Annotated in this window: 17 protein-coding genes; 11 read left to right on the top strand and 6 right to left on the bottom strand. The window is 65.9% G+C overall.

Annotated features, from left to right (window positions below; all coding sequences use genetic code 11):
- Positions 1 to 25 precede the first annotated feature (25 nt).
- From ACTWPB_RS19200 to ACTWPB_RS19210, 3 genes are all read left to right on the top strand, one after another.
- A complete protein-coding gene (locus ACTWPB_RS19200; RefSeq protein WP_446221973.1) occupies positions 26 to 424 on the top strand; it encodes a helix-turn-helix domain-containing protein in 399 nt (132 codons plus the stop codon).
- Positions 425 to 528: 104 nt separating this feature from the next.
- Complete coding sequence (locus ACTWPB_RS19205) at positions 529 to 927, top strand: ATP-binding cassette domain-containing protein (RefSeq protein ID WP_446221974.1); 399 nt, start codon at positions 529 to 531, stop codon at positions 925 to 927.
- Between the two features lie 47 nt (positions 928 to 974).
- Positions 975 to 2,279 carry an MFS transporter gene (locus ACTWPB_RS19210; protein ID WP_446221975.1) on the top strand — a complete coding sequence of 435 codons (1,305 nt, stop codon included), beginning with the start codon at positions 975 to 977 and terminating at the stop codon, positions 2,277 to 2,279.
- 188 nt (positions 2,280 to 2,467) lie between these two features.
- On the opposite strand, the gene ACTWPB_RS19215 is transcribed toward ACTWPB_RS19210, so the two are convergent.
- The 3 genes from ACTWPB_RS19215 to ACTWPB_RS19225 form a co-directional block, all read right to left on the bottom strand.
- Positions 2,468 to 2,602 carry an aromatic-ring hydroxylase C-terminal domain-containing protein gene (locus ACTWPB_RS19215; RefSeq protein WP_446221976.1) on the bottom strand — a complete coding sequence of 45 codons (135 nt, stop codon included), beginning with the start codon at positions 2,600 to 2,602 and terminating at the stop codon, positions 2,468 to 2,470.
- Positions 2,603 to 2,755: 153 nt separating this feature from the next.
- Positions 2,756 to 3,052, bottom strand: coding sequence for a hypothetical protein (locus ACTWPB_RS19220; RefSeq protein WP_446221977.1), 297 nt, complete (start codon positions 3,050 to 3,052; stop codon positions 2,756 to 2,758).
- Between the two features lie 73 nt (positions 3,053 to 3,125).
- A complete protein-coding gene (locus ACTWPB_RS19225; RefSeq protein ID WP_446226413.1) occupies positions 3,126 to 3,467 on the bottom strand; it encodes a dioxygenase family protein in 342 nt (113 codons plus the stop codon).
- 64 nt (positions 3,468 to 3,531) lie between these two features.
- Here ACTWPB_RS19225 and ACTWPB_RS19230 point away from each other — a divergent pair, with 64 nt between their 5' ends.
- The 3 genes from ACTWPB_RS19230 to ACTWPB_RS19240 all read left to right on the top strand — a co-directional run bounded on the left by ACTWPB_RS19230 (position 3,532) and on the right by ACTWPB_RS19240 (position 4,637).
- Positions 3,532 to 4,026: a MarR family winged helix-turn-helix transcriptional regulator gene (locus ACTWPB_RS19230; protein ID WP_446221978.1), complete on the top strand. Its 495-nt coding sequence runs from the start codon at positions 3,532 to 3,534 to the stop codon at positions 4,024 to 4,026.
- A gap of 127 nt (positions 4,027 to 4,153) precedes the next feature.
- Entirely contained in the window at positions 4,154 to 4,426 is a 273-nt protein-coding gene (locus ACTWPB_RS19235) for a 2-oxo acid dehydrogenase subunit E2 (RefSeq protein ID WP_446221979.1), read from the top strand.
- Between the two features lie 7 nt (positions 4,427 to 4,433).
- Positions 4,434 to 4,637, top strand: a complete 204-nt coding sequence (locus ACTWPB_RS19240) for a 2-oxo acid dehydrogenase subunit E2 (RefSeq protein ID WP_446221980.1) — start codon at positions 4,434 to 4,436, stop codon at positions 4,635 to 4,637.
- A 21-nt stretch (positions 4,638 to 4,658) separates the two neighbouring features.
- On the opposite strand, the gene ACTWPB_RS19245 is transcribed toward ACTWPB_RS19240, so the two are convergent.
- Both ACTWPB_RS19245 and ACTWPB_RS19250 read right to left on the bottom strand, forming a co-directional pair.
- On the bottom strand, positions 4,659 to 5,960 hold the full coding sequence (locus tag ACTWPB_RS19245; protein WP_446221981.1) for a hypothetical protein: 1,302 nt from the start codon (positions 5,958 to 5,960) through the stop codon (positions 4,659 to 4,661).
- A 129-nt stretch (positions 5,961 to 6,089) separates the two neighbouring features.
- Entirely contained in the window at positions 6,090 to 6,605 is a 516-nt protein-coding gene (locus ACTWPB_RS19250; protein ID WP_446221982.1) for a MarR family winged helix-turn-helix transcriptional regulator, read from the bottom strand.
- Between the two features lie 93 nt (positions 6,606 to 6,698).
- Between ACTWPB_RS19250 and ACTWPB_RS19255 the strand changes: the two genes are divergently transcribed.
- The 4 genes from ACTWPB_RS19255 to ACTWPB_RS19270 all read left to right on the top strand — a co-directional run bounded on the left by ACTWPB_RS19255 (position 6,699) and on the right by ACTWPB_RS19270 (position 12,552).
- Positions 6,699 to 8,804, top strand: a complete 2,106-nt coding sequence (locus tag ACTWPB_RS19255) for an MMPL family transporter (protein WP_446221983.1) — start codon at positions 6,699 to 6,701, stop codon at positions 8,802 to 8,804.
- Between the two features lie 265 nt (positions 8,805 to 9,069).
- Entirely contained in the window at positions 9,070 to 10,188 is a 1,119-nt protein-coding gene (locus ACTWPB_RS19260) for an acyl-CoA dehydrogenase family protein (RefSeq protein WP_446221984.1), read from the top strand.
- Between the two features lie 313 nt (positions 10,189 to 10,501).
- Positions 10,502 to 11,989 carry a flavin-containing monooxygenase gene (locus tag ACTWPB_RS19265; protein WP_446221985.1) on the top strand — a complete coding sequence of 496 codons (1,488 nt, stop codon included), beginning with the start codon at positions 10,502 to 10,504 and terminating at the stop codon, positions 11,987 to 11,989.
- Positions 11,990 to 12,234: 245 nt separating this feature from the next.
- A complete protein-coding gene (locus ACTWPB_RS19270; protein ID WP_446221986.1) occupies positions 12,235 to 12,552 on the top strand; it encodes a GYD domain-containing protein in 318 nt (105 codons plus the stop codon).
- Positions 12,553 to 12,797: 245 nt separating this feature from the next.
- Here the strand turns inward: ACTWPB_RS19270 and ACTWPB_RS19275 are convergent, their stop codons facing one another.
- A complete protein-coding gene (locus ACTWPB_RS19275; protein WP_446221987.1) occupies positions 12,798 to 13,373 on the bottom strand; it encodes a DUF6968 family protein in 576 nt (191 codons plus the stop codon).
- A 249-nt stretch (positions 13,374 to 13,622) separates the two neighbouring features.
- Here ACTWPB_RS19275 and ACTWPB_RS19280 point away from each other — a divergent pair, with 249 nt between their 5' ends.
- Positions 13,623 to 14,267, top strand: coding sequence for a TetR/AcrR family transcriptional regulator (locus ACTWPB_RS19280; RefSeq protein ID WP_446221988.1), 645 nt, complete (start codon positions 13,623 to 13,625; stop codon positions 14,265 to 14,267).
- Positions 14,268 to 14,411: the final 144 nt, after the last annotated feature.

Here is a 14,411-nt window from a genome sequence, read left to right on the forward strand (position 1 = left end):
GGCAGTGTGGAAAGAGGGCGCCGATATGACCGAAGCGCCGATCCGGATCGGTGAACTGGCCAACCGCGCCGAGGTTTCGACGCGAACGGTCGACTACTACACCAGCCTCGGCCTGCTGAATCCGGCCGAACGCACCACCGGTAATTTCCGGCTCTACGATCCGGCAGACACCGAGCGGATCCAGCTCATCAAAAGCCTGGAAGCCCAGGGCATCCCACTGGAGGAGATCGCGACCGCTTTCGCCTCGCCCACGACAGACGTGGGGCCGATCCTCGAGCGGATCGATGACGACCTGAAGTCCTTCCAGGCCGTCGCCGAGTCCGCGCCGGAAGCAATGCAGGGCCTGCTCGGAGTCATCGCGACTCGCGTTCACACCCTGATCTACATCGCACTCCAGATCCCTCCGGACATCCCCATTCTCTGACCGCTCGGGTCCCCCAAAAGCGAGATCTTCGCGGCCGCATGGCCGGGACTGCTCCGGATGGTCGAGAACCAACGGTCCGATCGACTCCACCCGTCCACTGCACCATGACTGCAGGACAGCGGTTACGCGGGTTCAGCGATCGCAGTGACGCCATCGCGACTGTCGGGCTGGCGAGTGCCGCGGACAGCAAGGTCACGGCGTACTCGCTAGGCATGGTGCAACGGCTCGGTGTCGTGACCGCACTGTTCGGCGATCCGGAGATCTTGATGCTCGACGAGCCCGTCCATGGGTTGGACACCGAGGGAATCCGTTGGCTGCGGACGTGGCGATCACTTCTTGACAGTGTTCAGCGGAAGCGTACGATGATGAATCGTAGTTCACTGAATATAGATTCATCGAAAATTCTGGAGCTGAGGGATCTTGTGAAGGCTGCGGCACAAGTTGGTGCTGGTTCCATGAGCCTGTCGGCGGCATTGACTACTTGCTACTCGGCGAATCGATAGCTGTGGAACCGGGGGAAGGATCGAAGACGACTGAGCGCGGTGGTGGCGTGCTCATCGACCGCAGACCACTGGCTTATCCGGCGTTTCGGCGACTGTGGTTCAGCGGGGTCGTGTCGATCTCCGGTGCGCAACTGACCGTGATCGCGGTGCCGCTGCAGGTTTACGCGATCACGGGATCATCGGCCTATGTGGGCTTGGTCGGGGTGTTCACTGTGGCGCCGCTGGTCGTATTCGGTCTGTGGGGCGGTGCGCTGGCGGACGTGATCGACCGGCGCACACTGCTGCTTGGCAGTTCGTACGGAATGGTTCTTGCCACCAGCCTGCTTTTCATCCAAGCGTTTCTGAGTCTGAACAACATCTGGCTGCTGTACGGAATCCTTGTTTTGCAGCAGGCATGTATAGCGATCAACCAGCCGACTCGCAATGCGATCTTCCCGCGCATTCTTCCCGCGCAGCACATCGCAGCAGCCAATACTCTCGAGATGACCGTCATCCAGATCGGCGGCATTGTCGGAAGCGTGCTGGCCGGTGTCATCATCGCCTTCGGCGGGTCTGCGCTCGCCTATCTGCTGGATTCGGCCGCGATGCTGGTTGCGGTATGGGCCGCTTACCGGTTGCCCGCCTTGCCGCCGAGTGGTCGCGTGACCCGGTCGGGGGTGCGCGAGATCTGGTTCGGTCTGGTGTACGTCTCGTCGCACCGCCTGATCATGGCGATGTTCGTGGTCGACCTGGTCGCGATGGTCGCCGGTCTGCCCCGTGCGTTGTTCCCGGAGATGACGGAGAAGAGTTTCGCCGCGGGTGCGGGAGACGGTGAACTGGTCGTGGGCTTGTTGTTCGCGGCGATGGCGATCGGCTCGGTTCTCGGTGGCGCCTTCTCCGGGTGGGTGCCGAGGGTGCGCCGGCATGGAGTCGCGGTAATCGTCGGCGTCGTCATCTGGGGTGTGGGCATCACCGGGTTCGGTCTGAGCGCTCTGCTGGGTAGTGGCGGGCTCATCCTCGCGATCTTCTTCCTGGCGATCGCCGGTGTCGGGGATCTGATCTCGGTGATCTTCCGTTCCACCATGATTCAGCAGATCGCTACCGACGATGTCCGTGGCCGACTTCAGGGTTTGTTCAACGTCGCGGTTGCCGGCGGTCAACGCCTCGGCGATTTCTCGCACGGCATCACCGCAGCTTTGGTCGGCACCACGATCGCCGTATCCGGCGGCGGCACAGTAGTCGTCTTCGCCGCCATCCTGATCTTGATCGTCATCCCGATCACATACCGCTATCGCTTCGACCCCACTCGCCCCTCCGCTGTCGCCGACGCGCCGGTCGCTGAACCAGAACGGGTTCCGGCCAAGGAGCCGTGAGGGGTGTCACTGCGACTGTGCGAGCGAGTGTGTCGATATCGCTCACCGCGACCTGGTGGATCGCCTCCGCTCTGGAGTCGAGGGTGTAGAGCGAACTGGGCGGCAAGGTGCTCTTGCCGGTGGCGAGCCGATCGATGTTGCCCGGCCGTGGCGATCACCGTCAGAGAAAGCGATGAATGTCATGGTTTTCACTGGACTGGGCGGCTGAACCAGTGCGCGGCGGCCCGCGCGAACTCGTCGCGATCGGGGGCGGCGTCACCGGCCCATGCCGCGAAGCCGTCAGGACGGATGAGCAGGGCGCGGAATCCGAGGTCATTGCGCACCTGGCCTGCGGCGTACCGGATCCGGCCCGCCCCTCAGAATCGGTCAGATCGACTTACATGACCAGCATCTACTGGATTTGCCTGCACGACTAGGCTCCCCACGGTCGAGATCACCCACACCTCAAGTCTCCGAGCCGTTCCGTTTCCGCACCGTCACCTGTTTTCATGTGCGACAACCCGATCGGTGTGGGCGAGCACGCAAGAATCGGTCACCCGCGCGGCACATTCGAGGTTGCTATGGGCGATGACGACGGCGAAATGCTGGTCAGGTGTTCGAGTTCGGCAGTTGCTGGGGGTGCCCGACACCGCGCGCGAGCGTCGTGGTTCGCCGGTGACCGTCATCGGGCAAATGCGGCGTTGTGTCGACAGGGTGGAACCAACCAGCAGTGCAAAGGGGCTCAGCGCAGCCGAGCGGCTCAGCCCGATGGCGGGCTCGACTGCCGCGATCAAGCGGGATCGGCGTCATTTCATCTCGCCCAGGAACGCGGCTGACGCGGCAGAGGACGACGCTGTGTCGCAGCCGTCAGCCGAGCTGGATGGAGCGTTTGGACAAGCCCAGCCAGAAGTCGTCGATGATGGTGCGCTGGGTGGCGATGTCGTCGGCGCCCGCGCCCAGTGTGACGAATAGCGGGGCGAAGTGTTCGGTGCGCGGATGCGCCAATCGTGATGCGGGGGCTTTGTCCTCGAAGTCGAGCAGCGTGTCGATGTCGCCCGCGGTCAGGGCGCGGTGGCCCCAGTCGTCGAACTCGGTCATCACCGGATGCACCGAGCCGTCATGGGTCAGCGCGCGCAGGTTGTGGGTGAAGAACCCGCTGCCGACGATCAGTACGCCCTCGTCTCGCAGCGGTGCCAGTTTCCGGCGAATTTGAACTACATGACCGAAGGTACATCATTATTCGAATTTGAACAATGTGCGTTACGCTGGGGTAATGGATCAACCGAGGTGGCTGAACGAGGACGAGAGCCGCGCCTGGCATGCCCTCATCGCCGGGTGGTCGTTGCTGAACCGGCAGATCGAGGCTCAGCTCAAGAGCGACGCCGGGCTCTCCCACGTCCAATACGAGGTGCTCGTCCGTCTCGACGCGGCACCGGGTGGGCGACTGCGCATGAGCGAACTCGCCGATGCCCTGGTCAACTCCAAGAGCGGGCTGACCTATCAGATCGGCCGGCTGGAGAAGGCAGGGCTGGTCCAGCGCGAGTTGTGTCCCACCGATATCCGGGGCGTCAACGCCACGCTCACCGATGCCGGTCGCGATGCCCTGCGTCACGCGGCCCCTGGTCATGTCGGCCTCGTCCGCGAGGCCTTCATCGATGTGCTGACCCCCGAGCAGCTCCGCGCCATCGCGGAGGGTTTGGGGAAGGTAGCTCACCGAATGCAATCACCCACTGCCGAGCGCCCGGGACGTCATGGCCGGTCGGGGTGATGATCCTGGGCTGACCAAGCACGCAGGGCTGAGCGCCGGCGCCGACCTCGTGTACCTCCACAGTGTCAGCCTCGCCGAGGCTGCTGCTCCCGCCGTCATCGCTACGTCGCCAGTTGACGCGAATGTGGTGTCTCCGCAACATGTTCCGGCATCGGGGGAGTTCGAGGACGTTGCGCTGACGAACATTCAGCGTGTCGGCGCGATTCGGCTCACCGAGAGTAAGCAGCAGGCACCGCACTTCTACGTGGCCAGCGCGATCGACGTCACCGAGCTGTTCGCCTTCCGGGTGCGGATCAACGCGACGCTGGACGCGGCGGGCGACAGCAAGGTCAGTGTGAACGATCTACTCGTCAAGGCCGTCGCGCTGCAACAGCTCGATCAACGTCAGCTTCGCGGGTGACAAGCTGTTGCGTCACAAGGGAATCCACCTCGGCGTCGCGGTCGCGACCCCGGCCGGGGAACTACGCCTCGATGGCGGCGAAGTGGTTGCCCGCAAGATCCTTCGCGTGACCCTGTCCGCGGACCACCGCGCGATCGACGGCGCGGTCGCGGCCCAATTCCTGGCAAATCTGAAAGAACTTGTCGAACACCCGCTGCGGATTGTGGCGTAACGCCGGGGTTATCGGGGCGATTCAGCCGCCGTGCAACCAACGTTGCTTCAGGTTCCAGTGGTTGTCCCACCATGCGCGTTCCGCCGCGGGGTCAGCGCCGGCCGGTGGGGGTGGGGCTTCTCCTGGGAACAGCCCGTTCTGGTCGGGGGCGCCGACCTTGGTCGGTGTCGGCGTGCCACTCGGGGTGGCCTCTTGCGGTGAGCTCGCCGGTGTGGAGGGAGCTCTCGGGTTCGCCGCAGTGGTGGGCACCCACTCGGGTTCGGCCGGCACCCACTCGGGTTCCACCGGATCCGACTGCGGGGTCGGGGCGGGCGCCGATGGTGCCCCTGTAGCGGGGCCGGCGCCCGCCGCGTGGCCAGGGTCTGGTGCCGGGGTCGGGACGGCCGTCGATGGTGAGGCAGAGCCCGCAGGCGAGATCGGACCTTGTGCATCGGTCGTCGGCTCGATGACGGGCGCGGAATTCGGCGACGGCGAAGCGCTGGTCGTGTCGGGCGAACCCACATTCACCGCTGATGAGCTGTCGTCCAGCACTTGTGTCACCGCGAATCCGGACGCGACGAGTAGCACCGCGGCGACCGCCGCGGTCAGCGGTAGCCGCCTGGGGCTCCGGTGATCTTTCGGTGGTGCGGCGGACCGGTTTCGCACCTGGTCGGCGGCGATCAGCGCCGCCCCCCGCGCGGCCGCGTCGGCGAAGTCCGGCAGCAGGACAACGCGCGCGGTGAGCTCGTCCTGCAAGACCGTCGCGATCTCGGGTTCGGCCGCCCCCGCGCCGCCGAGGGCGATCACGCTGGGATGTGTCGGAATCGATGCCAGCATCGACCGCACTCGACCGATCGTCTCGCTCATCGGGTCGGTGTCGACCACCTCGGTGGGGCCATCGGCGGCGGTGTCGACGCCGAACTGGGTGGTCCAGGAGTCCGACGCCAGGATGTGCCGACGATCTGCCCCGACCACCACCGCGGTCGCGATGCGATCGGTGAGGTTCAGCACCACGACGGTCCTGAACTCGTCCAGCTCCGGCGTGCCGCCGACCAGCGCGAACAGTGCCGATCGGATCGAGACCAACGACGATGTCTGCCAGCGGCCGGACGCCAGCTGCGAGACGATTTTCTTCCGTTCCTGCGGCGTGTGGTACGCGACGGCGACGTCCGCTATGGGCGGCTCCGTCTCGGTGATGGCGTCCAGTGCACTGACGATCGACCCACCCTGATCGACGCGCTGCTCGACGGACAGCAGGACCTCCGGCCGTGCACTCGGCGTGCTCGACAGTAGTACCCCACGGATGACACCGAACTCCGCTGATACTCCAACTGTGGTTGTCATAGATCACCTAATCCGATCGATCTGAGAGCTCCTCGTTATTCGTAGCGAGCACGCTCGGCGATCGGTCGACACGCAAGCTGTGACCGGGCTCATGGTGCCCAGCGTCTCGGCGAGGCCATCTACCAGGTCTTATTCGGCGGCGTGCGCCGAGGCTGGTAGCTCGGTATAGAACTCGCGGAGCGCGGCCGTGACAGCGACGAGTACGCGGTGGGCGGCCGTCAGGTCGGCATCGGGCAGCGCGGCCATCGCGGCGCGGGTATGAGCGCTGAGAGGTCCGAAGAATCCGGCGGCGACCGACATGCCCTGGTCGGTGTAGCTCAGGTGGACCCGGCGCCGGTCCGCCGGGTCGGGCACGCGTTCGAGGTGCCCGGATTCGATCATCCGCTCGACCAGATAGGTGACCGCGGGTGCGGAGACGCCCATCAACTTGCTCAGCTGGCCCGCGCTCACCGGCGAGCCCTCGGCGTCGGCTGTCGCGACATGCATCAGGGCCCGGAAATCGTTCGGGCGCAGGTCGTTCGACTGCGCGAAGACATGACCGATCTGTTCGGAGATCGCGGTCAACGCACGCAGATCCCGAGCTATGGCGGTCTCCAACGCCGACCGGCCGACGGCTGGTTCCGTGTCGGCGGTGTCGTCACGCACGCGCGATCTCCTCTCTCTGTCAGACAGCGAGCTTAGCTGCCGTAACCAACGGCATTGCCGAATGTTTAATTTTCTGAAATATTTTTCCGCGTGATGCGTGTGAACACCGGAAACGGATGGGACAGCTTCGCCGGGCTGGTCACCGGCCGGCGATCGTGGGCGGTGCTGCTGGTTGTCGTCGCGGCCGCCATGGCGGTGATGGCGCTGGCGGGCAGCAACGACAGCGCGGGGCAGGCGCCGGTGTCATTGCCGCCGTCCGCGGAATCCGCCTCGGCGGCCGAGGCCGCCGCACGGTTTCCCGATGCCGGAACGGCCGCCGCGATCATGGTGGTGACGCGCACCGACGACGGCACCCTGACACCGGGCGATCTCGCGGCGGCGGACGCGGCCCTCGCCCGTGTCGGCGTGGCGTCCACCGAGAACACCCGGGTGATCCTCGCTCCCGACGGGCGCGCCGCCCTCGCCCAGATTCCGGTGTCCGCGCAGCTCAACGGGTTCGCGCTCACCGACCGGATCGGCGAACTGCGCGCCGCCGTCGCCACCGGCCTACCCGATCCGCTGCGCGTGCAGATCACCGGCGGACCGGCTTTCGGCGCCGACATCGCCGACTCCTTCTCCGGCGCGAACGCGCTGTTGCTGATCGTCACCGCGATCGTGGTGATGGCCTTGCTCATCGTCACCTATCGCTCGCCGGTGCTGTGGCTGGTGCCGTTGACGGTGGTCGGCCTCGCCGACCGCGTCGCCATCAGCGTCGGCGCACTGTTGGCCGAGCTCACCGGACTCGCTTTCGACGGTTCGACTTCCGGCATCACCAGCGTGCTGGTCTTCGGGGCGGGAACGAATTACGCACTGCTGCTGGTCTCGCGCTACCGCGACGAACTGCATCGCCACACCGACCATCGAGTGGCGTTGCGAGCCGCGGTGCGTCATGCCGCGCCCGCCATCGTCGCCAGCAATGTCACCGTGGTTCTCGCCCTGCTCACACTGTTGCTCGCACTGCTGCCCAACACCCGCAGCCTCGGCGCGTTCGCCGCGGCCGGGCTCCTGGTGGCGCTGATCTTCGTGCTCGCCGCGTTGCCGCCCATGCTGGCACTGTGCGGGCGGCGGGTCTTCTGGCCGTTCGTGCCGCGCGCGGACGGTCGCGATGCGGCCGAGCAGGGCCCCTGGGCGGTCGTCGCGCAGCGGGTGGTGCGACGCCCGGCCGTCGTGGCCGGGGCCGCTTCGGCGGTTCTGATCGTGTTCGCGACCGGGCTCGCGGCCACCGACATCGGGCTCTCGCAAACCGGGCAATTCCGGGTCGAGGCCGAGTCGGTCGACGGACTGGAGACGATGGCCCAACACTTCCCGTCCGGCTCGTCGGATCCGGCCGTGGTGATCGCGCGGAGCACGAGCACCGCACAGATACAGTCGGCACTCGATGGCGTGCAGGGCATTTCGCGCGCCACAGCGGACGGAGTGTCCGATGACGGTTCTACCCGGTGGTCGGTTGTTCTTGACGCGGCGCCGGGCACGGCGGAAGCGTTCACCACCGTCGCCGCGATCAGGACCGCGGTCGGCGCGGTCCCAGACGCCGAGGCCCTCGTCGGCGGTTCCGACGCCGAAGCGCTCGACATCCGAGACGCTGCCCGCCGAGACCAGGCGCTGGTCATTCCGCTGATCCTGGCCGTGGTGCTGCTGGTGTTGCTGGCACTGCTGCGCGCGGTGCCTGCCGCCGTGCTGCTCGTCGGCGTCACGGTGCTCAGCGCGCTCGCCGCGCTCGGTGCGGGCAGCTGGATCAGTGGCACGGTCTTCGGCTTCCCCGCACTCGACACGAACGTGCCGCTGTTCGGCTTCCTGTTCCTGGTCGCACTTGGTGTGGATTACACGATCTTCCTGGTGACCAGGGCGCGCGAGGAGGCGGGTGCGCACGGCACCACCCAGGGGATGGTGCGCGCCGTCGCCTCGACCGGCGCCGTCATCACCAGCGCCGGTGTCGTCCTCGCCGCGGTGTTCTGCGTTCTCGGTGTGCTGCCGTTGATCACCCTGACCCAGCTGGGCATCGTGGTCGGGATCGGCATCCTGCTCGATACGTTCGTGGTGCGGACGTTGGTCGTCCCCGCACTGTTCGCACTGCTCGGCGACAAGGTGTGGTGGCCGGTAACGCCCATGAAAGCTGTAGTGGCGCAGCCTGCTGAGACCGAAACTGCGGCCATGGATTGAATTCTGGTGCGCACAGCGTTTCCCGGGCCGCAACACCGAACCGGCGTTTCCGGAGCAGGTTTTCCGTGCCCCGCACCGTACGACGTCCGGCACGAGGGCGCCGGACTTCGCTGCCGGGTTTCCGGCGACGAGGTCGGACGCTCCGTACCGGTGGTGACCAGTTGTCCGTTGTCGTATCTCGCGGCACAGCGCGGCCCGCTGCGTATCCTGGTCGAATGATCTCCGCAGTCCGGTGATCGAATCCCTGTGGAGCGGAGGGTAGTTCGTGATCAGCGCGCAGTTCGGTTCGTCGCGAGAGTTGAGTGAGCCCGAGATCCTGGATCGGGTGGCCGAACTGGCGGTGGGTTTTGCCGCCGACGCCGCCGACTACGACGAGCGGGCCGAGATTGCGGTCGAGGAGTTGACCGCCCTGCATGATGCGCAGGTCGATCGGGCGGTACTGCCTCAACGGCTGGGTGGGCTGGGATTGAGCTACCAGTCGTTCGGGACAGTGGTCCGGATTCTGGCGAAGGCCGATCCGTCCACGGCGACGATCTGGGTGATGCACGCTGGTGCGGGCGTCGCATTGGCGGAGTTGACCGGCGATTCGGCGGGGACGTTCTTCGCCGAGGAGTTCCTCGCGGGTAAGCGGTTCGCCAACGCGTTGTCCGAACCGGGCAGCGGGAACCGCTTTCTGCAGCCGCAGCAGGTGGCCGACCCGGTGGCGGGCGGCTGGTCGCTCACCGGTGCGAAACGGTTCGTCTCCGGGAGCGAGATCGCGGACTACCTACTGGTGAACGCACTCGTCTCGGGGGCGCCGACGTTCTTCGGCGTGATCCCGGACGAGTCCGTGTCGATCATCCCGATCTGGGACACCCTCGGTTTGCGAGCGACCCGCAGTCAGCTGCTGGCCTTCGACAACACCGTGTTGCGCGCCGAATACCGCGGTCGCGCACCGGGACCGGGTGATTTCGCGGTGATCCCGGCCGGGTTGCCCGCCATTTCCCTCGGCATCGCCGACGCGGCGCTTGCCGCGTTGGTCGCACACGCGCGGTCGCGGATGATCCTGGGCAATCCACTGGCCGGCCAACAGTGGGTGCAACACGAGGTCGCCGACGTGCAGATCCGGCTCGCCGCCGCGCATGCCCTCTATGACCAGGGTCTGCGCGAAGCCGACAACGCGAACCCGGCCTTCTTCTCCACCCTTTCACGGGCGAAGTATCTGGCGAACAAGGTCGCCGTTGACGTCGCGCAGCTGGGTGTGCGCGTGGGTGGAGCATCGGGTTATCTGCGTGGGTCGCCGATTCAGCGACACCTGCGCGACGCCGAGGCAGGGCAACTCATGGCGTACTCGACCGAGGTACTGGCCGGCGAGATCGGCCGCGAGGTGCTCGGCGCCGGCTGATCGCCTGAGTGGATCGCGCCACGCCCCCGCGATCGCGCCGAATATCCGTTCATCGCGTCCCAGTCCTCATGTCGCGCCCGAAATATGACGACACCCCGACTCGACCGACGGACACCGATCGAACGAAACGATTGCTGAATGATTGCCGTTGCTGGTGGGCCGTGGACCACCTGCCGTGCCGAAGACAAAGCAGTCGTTGTGGACCGCTCTGCATTGGCGCACATTCACTTCGGATACCGGATCGGGTGTCTCCCCGCGAGCACGGGGAGACACCCGAAAACACCCGAAAACACTCACCCACGAACTCGTAGTCGTGGGGGCCGGGTTCGGCGGGCTCATTATGGCCGCGCAACTCGAACAGGCCGGTGTGCGCGACTTCCTGATCCTCGAAGAAGGACCCGAGGTCGGCGGGGTGTGGCGGGAGAACACCTATCCGGGCTGTTCCTGCGATGTGCCCGCACACCTGTACAGCTTCGCCTTCGACCCCTATCGAGATGTCCGGGTGCGCTATCCGGACCAGCAGGCGATCCTGGCCTACCTGCGGGAGGTCACCGACCGCAACGGTTTACGCGAGCGTCTACGCTGCAACACCTCCGTGGTGAGCGCCCATTACTCCGACACAGACCGCACCTGGACACTGTGCACCGATACGGGGGACCTGATCCGCACCGGCGCGGTCGTGTGGGCCCTCGGGCAGTTGCATCGACCCGCGATTCCGCAGTTGCGCGGAGCGGAGATCTTCGGCGGCCGTGCGTTCCACTCCGCGCGATGGGACCACACCGCTGACCTGAGTGGGCATGTCGCGGTCGTCGGCACCGGTTCCTCGGCGGCACAGATGATTCCCGAGCTGGCCCGCACCGCGGCCGGTGTCACCGTGTATCAGCGGTCCCCGTCCTGGGTCCTGCCGAAACCGGCCGCGTCGTTCGGCCCCGTATCGCGGTGGGCACTGACGCACGTACCCGGCCTGCACGAGCTGTATCGGGCTGGGATTTCCCATGCCGCTGACCTGGTGCTGGCACCGATCATGCGCGCAGGGTGGTCGGCGGGACCGGCCGAACTCGCTGCGCGGGGCCATCTTCGGCGGCACGTGCGCGATCGCGAGCTGCGCGCCAAGCTCACACCGGACTACCGGATCGGGGACAAGCGCATCCTCCTCGACAGCGGATTTTATCCGGCGCTGACCCAGCCACACGTCGAATTGGTCACCGATCACATCGATCGACTCAGCTCGGACGGGATCCGCACTGTCGACGGCACCGAGCGCCGCGCCGACGTCATCGTGTGGGCCACAGGGTTCCGTGCGCCTGCGTTTCTCGGTGGGGTGCAGATCCGTGGCAGCGGCGGTGTGGACCTGCACGACCAGTGGCGGCGCCAAGGACGACCGACCGCCTTCTACGGGCTCGCAGTACCAGGGTTTCCGAATCTTTACATGATCGCCGGCCCGCATTCGTTCACCCCCTCGAACAGCAACCCCTCGCTGAAGCAGCATCAGGCCCGGTACATCCTGCGGTGCCTGGTCCTCAGCACCGGCTCGGGTGCGCCACTGGAGGTGACCGAGCGGGCAATGGCGAGCTACCTCGATCGCCTGGATCACGCTCTCGCCCGGACCATCTGGTGCGGCGGTGCAGCGACGGCGTGGTGGAAGGGCGCAGATGGCACGATCACCAATGCGTGGCCTGGAACCGTCGGCGAGTTCGAAAATGCGATCGCCGACAGCGATCCGTCCACTTCGTTCGCGCAGGTAGCCGCGCAGGTCGAAGCATGCGGTCTCGATCGAAAAGCCTCGCGTTCGATCACCTGACCGGGATTCCCCGTTGGGCGCAGGTCAGCCACTTCGATGTCGAGCCTGCGTTCACCGATCGGATGTCCGAGTAGCTCCTCGGCTTTGCGCACGCGGCAGTGGACGGTGTTCTTGATCTCGGATATCGCCGCAGTTACGTTGCCGCATCATTGCGACGACAGTGTTCGCACTGGATGGTTTCGGTGGTGGTTGGCCCGTAGGGTCGGTCTCGCCGAGATCGCCCTGAGCAGAGGAGGCTGGTAGGTATGCCCAAATACATGTGGCGGGTCAGCTATCTCCAAGAAGGGGCGCAAGGCCTGCTGGCACAGGGGGGCAGTGCCCGCCGCGCGGCCATCACCGAAATGGTGGAGAGCGTGGGTGGTCGGGTAGAAGCGTGCTATTTCGCCTTCGGCGACGACGACCTGTTCGTCATCGGTGATGTCCCGGATGATGTCTCAGCCGCAGCGCTCGCGATTCGCACCGCGGCCGCTGGTGCGGCTGTGTCGCACACCGTGGGTCTGCTCACGCCTGAGCAGATCGACGAAGCGATAGCGAGAGACGTTACCTATCGGCCGCCTGTGTAGCTTCCACCGCCATTGTTCCCTTGGCTCGGCACTCGCATTGTGCTGTCGACGGCTGAGCGGCCCACGAAATTTCCTGTGGTACTTGCTATCAGAGGGCGCGGCTCCCCGGGAAGGGAGGCCGCAGCGTCTACGCTGGATCACGCCCGCGCGACGTGGCGGCGGCGTGTGGGTGCACGGGGAAGGACTCGCCTCGACCGGCCGGTCGAGGCGAGTCGTGTCAGGCATCCGAACTCCGACCTGAAGGATTACCTGCCGGTCGATGGGCTCGGCATGGGCCAGTCCAGTGGAATACCCAGAATCGCGCCCACACCGCGGATCGCCGACATCACAGCGTGCACCTCGTTCATTCCCTGTCCGAAGGCTTCGGTGCGATCATCGATCCGGAAAGGGCACAGATATGTGTACGGACGATCGGGGTCTTGGCGGGGCCGTCCGAGTGCGATCACCACCGGGCCCTCGGCGGTATGAACGGCCCGAGCCGCCAGATGCGGGCCGAACTCGCGGGCCTTCGCCGCGGATCCGGCGGAGTTGCCGACACGGGGTCTAGGACCTTCGGGTACTCGTGATCGGTCCGATTCGGTGGGGCGGCCTACCGAACCGGCTCGTGCCGCTGCGTTCGGAATGTCGATCATCGCGGCGTAGATGGCGGCCAACCTGTCCGGGCCGTGGGCTACCCGTGCCCGGGCGCCTTCGACGCGGTAGGTGCACTGCCAGCCTCGCGTCGTGTGGTCCTGCTGGGGTTCGGTGATTTCGATGCGCAACTCACGTTCGCCGCTTCTGACGGTGCTGGCGATAGCTAACTCAACGGGTTCGCTGTTCATAGATCCTCCAAGATTTGGTCGCGCTAGCCGGTCGTGTACGACGAGCAGCAGTCGCGTCTTCTAGCAGTTGTCGAGCGCAGCGCGTCAGGTTGTCAGGTAGTCGAGATCCGCAAGGTGGACGGAGTTCGCTGTGCACAGCGCCATGGATGGGTGCGGTGGGCTTCGATGTGGCCCCACAGCTCCGCCGCGCACGCCGCAGGCCGATGTTGACCGCGGGACCGGTCGGTCGGGGTTCCCTATGCTGGGTCTATGACGCGATCGACAGTTTCCCCGGTGCCGCGCCGCACGCAGGAACAGCGCAGCCAGGAAATGCGGACCCGGCTGCAGGACGCCACGATCGATTGCCTGGTCGAATACGGCTACGCCGGCGCCACCACGCCGCGGATCGCCGAGCGCGCCGGGGTGACGCGTGGTGCGCAGGTTCACCACTTCGGGTCCAAGGCCGAGCTGATGACCGCGGCCATCAGTCGTCTCGCGCAGCGACGCATCGAAGCTGCCATGCAGGAGCTGGGGCGGATTCAGGTCTCGTCCGACTCGGTCGCGGCCGTGCTGGATTTTCTCTGGGAGCTGCATCAGGGTCCGCTGTTCATCGCTTCGGTGGAGCTGTGGGTTGCCAGCCGTACCGATCCGGCGCTGGCGACGGAACTGAAGAAGGTCGAGCCGTTCGTCAACAACGCGGTTCTGATGGGCTTGAGCCGCTACACCCCGGATGAAGTGGATCGCAAGGACGCCGAGACATTCCTGTACACGGCGATGGACGCGCTGCGTGGCATCCTTCTCTCCGCGTTCGTCGACGACGATCCCGAGCGCGCGCACCGACGGTGGCTGCGCGCCTGCCGTCACCTGCACGATGCTGCCGAGGCGGCGCTGTCAGGACGGCCCGCGGGCGACTGACGCCGACAGACATCGACGTCGGTGGCGTCTGCTGTGGTATTTACATACACGCTGGAATGTATCTTTAATACTGGCCTTGACTAGGATATTTGTCGCCAAACGCCTTGTAACTGCCACAAGGGTTGTTTACATGCGTTCAGAGCT

It is taken from the genome of Nocardia sp. IBHARD005, assembly GCF_052814245.1.

What these genes read in the sequence shown, in the direction of transcription:
- ACTWPB_RS19275 (WP_446221987.1), bottom strand. Translation starts at nt 13,373, where the DNA reads ATGAACAGCGAACCCGTTGAGTTAGCTATCGCCAGCACCGTCAGAAGC.
- ACTWPB_RS19230 (WP_446221978.1), top strand. Translation starts at nt 3,532, where the DNA reads ATGGATCAACCGAGGTGGCTGAACGAGGACGAGAGCCGCGCCTGGCAT.
- ACTWPB_RS19255 (WP_446221983.1), top strand. Translation starts at nt 6,699, where the DNA reads ATGCGTGTGAACACCGGAAACGGATGGGACAGCTTCGCCGGGCTGGTC.
- ACTWPB_RS19245 (WP_446221981.1), bottom strand. Translation starts at nt 5,960, where the DNA reads ATGACAACCACAGTTGGAGTATCAGCGGAGTTCGGTGTCATCCGTGGG.
- ACTWPB_RS19270 (WP_446221986.1), top strand. Translation starts at nt 12,235, where the DNA reads ATGCCCAAATACATGTGGCGGGTCAGCTATCTCCAAGAAGGGGCGCAA.
- ACTWPB_RS19280 (WP_446221988.1), top strand. Translation starts at nt 13,623, where the DNA reads ATGACGCGATCGACAGTTTCCCCGGTGCCGCGCCGCACGCAGGAACAG.
- ACTWPB_RS19205 (WP_446221974.1), top strand. Translation starts at nt 529, where the DNA reads ATGACTGCAGGACAGCGGTTACGCGGGTTCAGCGATCGCAGTGACGCC.
- ACTWPB_RS19200 (WP_446221973.1), top strand. Translation starts at nt 26, where the DNA reads ATGACCGAAGCGCCGATCCGGATCGGTGAACTGGCCAACCGCGCCGAG.